This window comes from Holospora curviuscula (genome assembly GCF_002930195.1).
GTDB classification, from domain to species: domain Bacteria; phylum Pseudomonadota; class Alphaproteobacteria; order Holosporales; family Holosporaceae; genus Holospora; species Holospora curviuscula.
In genome coordinates this window covers 1-1,675 of the sequence record NZ_PHHC01000021.1, presented here as the reverse complement: position 1 = coordinate 1,675, position 1,675 = coordinate 1, and the positions used below count along the sequence as shown (strand labels likewise).

The 1,675-nt window shown below is 46.9% G+C and carries 3 protein-coding genes; all 3 read right to left on the bottom strand.

Features of this window, described 5'->3' with window-relative positions; translation table 11 throughout:
* The coding region (locus tag HCUR_RS08055) for a hypothetical protein (RefSeq protein WP_165780588.1) at positions 1-180 on the bottom strand (180 nt) is incomplete at its 3' end.
* Positions 167-955, bottom strand: a complete 789-nt coding sequence (locus HCUR_RS00585) for a hypothetical protein (protein WP_104206300.1) — start codon at positions 953-955, stop codon at positions 167-169. The genes HCUR_RS08055 and HCUR_RS00585, both read right to left, overlap by 14 nt.
* Positions 952-1,675 (bottom strand): hypothetical protein (locus tag HCUR_RS09385; RefSeq protein ID WP_243397227.1); only part of this gene is annotated, 724 nt, incomplete at its 5' end. The genes HCUR_RS00585 and HCUR_RS09385, both read right to left, overlap by 4 nt.

Below are 1,675 nucleotides of genomic sequence, written 5' to 3'. Positions count from 1 at the left end.
GCCCTTCATCTGCGTGCCCTGATGGAGGATGGCCCCCACCCGGCCGGAGATCTCCTGCGCCTCAATGGAAGAGGGATGAAATACCGAGCTGGAGCCCGTATATACCGCATCCTCCTTTGTTCCCGGCTCCCGATCTGCCCAAAAGGAACATAATTTTCGAAAGAATTTACCGATGCCCAATGCTAATAACCTCCTTGGGAAGAAGGAGCAGCTGGCCCCGGACGTATTCAGCGCAGGCTAAACTTTCTTTTGCTGAATCTACTGCGTTTTTCGCTTGTTTCATTTCTTTTTCAGAAGAAGGAGTTTTACACAATCTTGCCTTAGCCCTTTCTAACGCTTCTTGCCATCTTAAAATTTCATTTTCCAACAAACTCAACACCAAATCCCCCTTTCCCAAGGGCAAAGCATCCACTATGGGAAGCTCAGGAAATTCATCTGGCTTAATTTCATAAAAGGTATCGAAAATCATACTAAACATAAAAGAGCTGGCAGCCCAACGGGATCCGGGATGCAGTAGGTGTAACGATCTCATAATCCAATCCATGTAAGTGGGACCAAAATTAGAATCTGCCACAGTTTGCAACATCATTTCCGTCCATATATCCTCCATAGTCCAAGGCCATCGTTCTTTCCCTTCTGGAGGAAAATACTCCATGAGTTCTGGAATGACAGAAGGATCTTTTAATAAAGCAATGGAGTCAAATATATAAAAAAATGTCCAAGCGGCTCGCTCAAAGATCTTACATCCCCCTTCTTCTTGCCGAAAATTTATACCTCTCTCGCCTTGGTCCCAGATATTAAAATAATATGCCAGGGCCGAGAGCATACCTTCCTTAGTTCCAAAGGTTTTTAACCCTTCCTTCCACTGTGCTTCATCACCAAGTGGAAGATAATCCCCGGAATACTCTGCAGCGTAAATTTCATCCAGAACATCTTGAAGACAGGTATACTTCATGGTGCACCTCCCTTCTTTTTCATTTGCTCGGGAAAGATTTCTCGATTTTTTCGAAGGGCTTCCAGTAATGCATCGTTCAACTCTTCTCGAACTTCCGTCTGAAGAGCCCCGCTGGGAAGGCGGTCCGGGAGCTTTCGCATATCCCGAATGCTCACACATAGAGCCTGGCGAAAATTATCCAGTTCTTTCTGGTTTGCGGTATGGACGTTCCCCCTTTCATGCCATTCTCTAGGAATCAAAATACTAATGCCATCATCTCTATGGATATCCGACTGAACGAAGATTTCATTATTTTTCTGGGTGCCTACATGATGGCGAGCAGTGCGCTTTTCCATAATAGATTTACATTCTTTGTTACGATCTCTCATAGCTTTTTCTATATCTCTATGATTCCCCACCACGAATTTTTGATCCCTGTACTGAGTAAAGTACTGCTGCACCGCCACCTGTTCTGGGACGATGTTAGGGCTCTGAGGGGCTGGTTGTATGGTGTGAACCTGAGGCTCTGCCTTCCCCTGCACCCCGGTTCTTTGCAACTCCGGAGCGGTCTTCATCAGCACCCTGCGTTCTGCCAAAAATCCGTCGCTCAGCGGGTTTAGATAGGCCCCAAGCCCCTCTAGACCCCCTTGCTGGAAAGCATCAAAAGCTCGGCACAGGCGAGAAAAGCCATAACCGATGCCCTTGACCACCACGCGAGCGCTGTGGAATCCCATCTTGCTA